Here is a 5,014-nt window from a genome sequence, read left to right on the forward strand (position 1 = left end):
AAGAGTGCGACTATTCGAATTGGAGCGGGTGAAGAGAATCGAACTCTCACAGTCAGCTTGGAAGGCTGAAGTTCTACCATTAAACTACACCCGCATATAGGTTTGGCCCAGCGACGTCCTACTCTCGCACTTGCGTACTACCCTCGGCGCTAAGGAGCTTAACTTCTGTGTTCGGTATGGGAACAGGTGTGCCCTCCTTGCCATCATCACTAGACCATTGAAAGATGTTGTTAATCTTCCAAAACTAGATATCTTCTTCAGTTTCTTTGGTTAAGTCCTCGATCGATTAGTATCAGTCCGCTCCATGTGTCACCACACTTCCACTCCTGACCTATCAACCTCGTCGTCTTCAAGGGATCTTACTTCTTTCGAATGGGAAATCTCATCTTGAGGGGGGCTTCACGCTTAGATGCTTTCAGCGTTTATCCCGTCCACACGTAGCTACCCAGCTATGCTCCTGGCAGAACAACTGGTACACCAGCGGTGTGTCCATCCCGGTCCTCTCGTACTAAGGACAGCTCCTCTCAAATTTCCTACGCCCACGACGGATAGGGACCGAACTGTCTCACGACGTTCTGAACCCAGCTCGCGTACCGCTTTAATGGGCGAACAGCCCAACCCTTGGGACCGACTACAGCCCCAGGATGCGATGAGCCGACATCGAGGTGCCAAACCTCCCCGTCGATGTGAACTCTTGGGGGAGATCAGCCTGTTATCCCCGGGGTAGCTTTTATCCGTTGAGCGACGGCCCTTCCATTCGGTACCGCCGGATCACTAAGCCCGACTTTCGTCCCTGCTCGACTTGTAGGTCTCGCAGTCAAGCTCCCTTCTGCCTTTACACTCTTCGAATGATTTCCAACCATTCTGAGGGAACCTTTGGGCGCCTCCGTTACTCTTTGGGAGGCGACCGCCCCAGTCAAACTGCCCACCTGACACTGTTCCCTGACCCGATAAGGGCCACGGGTTAGAACCCCAGTGACACAAGGGTAGTATCCCAACAGCGACTCCACCAAGACTGGCGTCCTGGTTTCTTCGTCTCCTACCTATCCTGTACATGTGCCACCAGTGCTCAATATCAAGCTACAGTAAAGCTCCACGGGGTCTTTCCGTCCTGTCGCGGGTAACCTGCATCTTCACAGGTACTATGATTTCACCGAGTCTCTTGTTGAGACAGCGCCCAGATCGTTACGCCTTTCGTGCGGGTCGGAACTTACCCGACAAGGAATTTCGCTACCTTAGGACCGTTATAGTTACGGCCGCCGTTTACTGGGGCTTCAATTCAAAGCTTCGCTTGCGCTAACCTCTCCTCTTAACCTTCCAGCACCGGGCAGGCGTCAGCCCCTATACATCACCTTGCGGTTTAGCAGAGACCTGTGTTTTTGATAAACAGTCGCCTGGGCCTATTCACTGCGGCTTGCTTTCACAAGCACCCCTTCTCCCGAAGTTACGGGGTCATTTTGCCGAGTTCCTTAACAAGAGTTCTCTCGCTCATCTTAGGATTCTCTCCTCGCCTACCTGTGTCGGTTATCGGTACGGGCACTTATTAAATTAACCCTAGAAGCTTTTCTTGGAAGCGTGACGTCAGTTGACTTCGCCATTCGGCTTCGGCATCACAGCTCAATGTTATGCCATGCGGATTTGCCTACATGACCACCTCACTGCTTACACGTGAATCCAATCACACGCTCAACTTAGCCTTCTCCGTCACTCCATCAGTTTAATAAGTGGTACAGGAATATCAACCTGTTGTCCATCGGCTACGCCTTTCGGCCTCACCTTAGGTCCCGACTTACCCAGGGCGGACGAGCCTTCCCCTGGAAACCTTAGGCTTTCGATGGATAGGATTCTCACCTATCTTTCGCTACTCACACCGGCATTCTCACTTCTAACCGCTCCACAGCTCCTTCCGGTACTGCTTCACCGCTGTTAGAACGCTCTCCTACCACTGACTCTAAAGTCAATCCGCAGCTTCGGCGGTCCGTTTAGCCCCGGTACATTTTCGGCGCAGAGTCACTCGACTAGTGAGCTATTACGCACTCTTTAAAGGATGGCTGCTTCTAAGCCAACCTCCTAGTTGTCTGTGCATCTCCACATCCTTTTCCACTTAACGGACACTTGGGGGCCTTAGCTGGCGGTCTGGGCTCTTTCCCTTTTGACCATGGACCTTATCACCCACAGTCTGACTCCCGATTATATCTATCTGGCATTCGGAGTTTGATTGAGATCAGTACCCCGAGGTGGGGCCATCACCCATTCAGTGCTCTACCTCCAGTAGACTTAACATCGAGGCTAGCCCTAAAGCTATTTCGGAGAGAACCAGCTATATCCGTGTTCGATTGGAATTTCACCCCTAGCCACAAGTCATCCAAGCACTTTTCAACGTGCCCTGGTTCGGCCCTCCAGTCAGTGTTACCTGACCTTCAGCCTGCTCATGGCTAGCTCACACGGTTTCGGGTCTACAACATCGTACTCTTCGCCCTATTCAGACTCGCTTTCGCTACGGCTCCGCATCTTCTGCTTAACCTCGCACGATATCGTAACTCGCCGGTTCATTCTACAAAAGGCACGCCATCACCCATTAACGGGCTCTGACTATTTGTAGGCACACGGTTTCAGGTTCTCTTTCACTCCCCTTCCGGGGTTCTTTTCACCTTTCCCTCACGGTACTGGTTCACTATCGGTCACTAGGTAGTATTTAGCCTTACGAGATGGTCCTCGTTGATTCCGACGGGATTCCACGTGTCCCGCCGTACTCAGGATTCCTTCCATGCATCTCACAATTTCACCTACGGGACTCTCACCCCCTACGGTTGGCCTTCCCAGACCATTCGGCTATCATGATTTGTCAATTATGAAGGTCCTACAACCCCGGATAAATCCGGTTTGGGCTCTTCCCACTTCGCTCGCCGCTACTACGGGAATCGATTTTTCTTTCTTTTCCTCCAGGTACTTAGATGTTTCAGTTCCCTGGGTCTGTCTCCTATATGGCTATGTATTCACCATATGGTGCTAGCGTATAACCACTAGCGGGTTTCCCCATTCGGATACCCCCGGATCAATGCTCACTTACAGCTCCCCGAGGCGTTTCGCCGTTTGTCGCGTCCTTCTTCGACTCCTAGTGCCAAGGCATCCTCCGTGCGCCCTTATTCACTTAACCTAAATCAAATCTATTGTTTGTTTCTTCTGAATGAAGATATCTAGTTTTCAAAGATCAACTTTGGAAGAAATTCTTCCAAAACTAAACAGAACGTCTCTTTCTCCATAGAAAGGAGGTGATCCATCCCCACCTTCCGGTAGGGATACCTTGTTACGACTTCACCCCAATCATCTACCCCACCTTAGGCAGCTCCCTCCTTGCGGTTAGGCCACTGACTTCGGGTGTTGTAAACTCTCGTGGTGTGACGGGCGGTGTGTACAAGACCCGGGAACGTATTCACCGCGACATTCTGATTCGCGATTACTAGCGATTCCAACTTCATGTAGGCGAGTTGCAGCCTACAATCCGAACTGAGATTGGCTTTATGAGGTTTGCTCCACGTCACCGCTTCGCTTCTCTTTGTACCAACCATTGTAGCACGTGTGTAGCCCAGGTCATAAGGGGCATGATGATTTGACGTCATCCCCACCTTCCTCCAGTTTGTCACTGGCAGTCTCGTTAGAGTCCCCAACTGAATGCTGGCAACTAACGACAGGGGTTGCGCTCGTTGCGGGACTTAACCCAACATCTCACGACACGAGCTGACGACAACCATGCACCACCTGTATCCATTGTCCCCGAAGGGAAAATCCTATCTCTAGAACGGTCAATGGTATGTCAAGACCTGGTAAGGTTCTTCGCGTTGCTTCGAATTAAACCACATGCTCCACCGCTTGTGCGGGTCCCCGTCAATTCCTTTGAGTTTCAGTCTTGCGACCGTACTCCCCAGGCGGAGTGCTTAATGCGTTAACTTCAGCACTGAGGTTCGACCCCCAACACTTAGCACTCATCGTTTACGGCGTGGACTACCAGGGTATCTAATCCTGTTTGCTCCCCACGCTTTCGCGCCTCAGTGTCAGTTACAGACCAGGAAGCCGCCTTCGCCACTGGTGTTCCTCCATATCTCTACGCATTTCACCGCTACACATGGAATTCCACTTCCCTCTTCTGCACTCAAGTCGACCAGTTTCCAATGACCCTCCACGGTTAAGCCGTGGGCTTTCACATCAGACTTAATCAACCACCTGCGCGCTCTTTACGCCCAATAATTCCGGATAACGCTCGCCACCTACGTATTACCGCGGCTGCTGGCACGTAGTTAGCCGTGGCTTTCTCATAAGGTACCGTCACACTCTAGCCATTTCCTACTAAAGTCGTTCTTCCCTTATAACAGAATTTTACAACCCGAAGGCCTTCATCATTCACGCGGCGTTGCTCGGTCAGGCTTTCGCCCATTGCCGAAGATTCCCTACTGCTGCCTCCCGTAGGAGTCTGGGCCGTGTCTCAGTCCCAGTGTGGCCGTTCACCCTCTCAGGTCGGCTACGCATCGTCGCCTTGGTAGGCCTTTACCCTACCAACTAGCTAATGCGCCGCAGGCTCATCCATCAGCGGTGCCAGAAGCACCTTTAAACTTTCGTCCTATCCGGTATTAGCGATCGTTTCCAATCGTTGTCCCCGTCTGATGGGCAGATCACCTACGTGTTACTCACCCGTTCGCCGCTCACCACCGAAGTGGTTCGCTCGACTTGCATGTATTAGGCACGCCGCCAGCGTTCATCCTGAGCCAGGATCAAACTCTCCATAATTAAATGTTTGTTTTTATCCTAAGCTTCCTTAAGAAACTTAATTCTTAAATAAATGTTTGTTGACGTTCTGTTTAGTTTTCAAAGAACTTCGTGTCACCTTGTTTTGGCGACTTTATTAGTTTATCATGTCTGTCTCTTTCTGTCAAACACTTTTTAAACTTTTTTTCGAAACTTTTTATTTCGTTTCCTTGTATCGTTCATTTCTGACGACCTTGTTATCTTACCATGATTG

1 tRNA gene and 3 rRNA genes are annotated in these 5,014 nt (G+C 50.8%); all 4 read right to left on the minus strand.

Features of this window, described 5'->3' with window-relative positions:
* Positions 1-20: 20 nt before the first annotated feature.
* Positions 21-94 (minus strand) — tRNA-Gly (locus NEH75_RS01115).
* Between the two features lie 11 nt (positions 95-105).
* Positions 106-214, minus strand: a 5S ribosomal RNA gene (gene rrf, locus NEH75_RS01120).
* Between the two features lie 52 nt (positions 215-266).
* Positions 267-3,157, minus strand: a 23S ribosomal RNA gene (locus NEH75_RS01125).
* 108 nt (positions 3,158-3,265) lie between these two features.
* A 16S ribosomal RNA gene (locus NEH75_RS01130) occupies positions 3,266-4,782 on the minus strand.
* Together the 16S, 23S and 5S rRNA genes with 1 tRNA gene alongside form the textbook arrangement of a ribosomal RNA operon.
* Between the last annotated feature and the right edge of the window lie 232 nt (positions 4,783-5,014).

It is taken from the genome of Turicibacter sp. T129 (assembly GCF_025594975.1).
Lineage (GTDB): Bacteria > Bacillota_I > Bacilli_A > MOL361 > Turicibacteraceae > Turicibacter > Turicibacter bilis.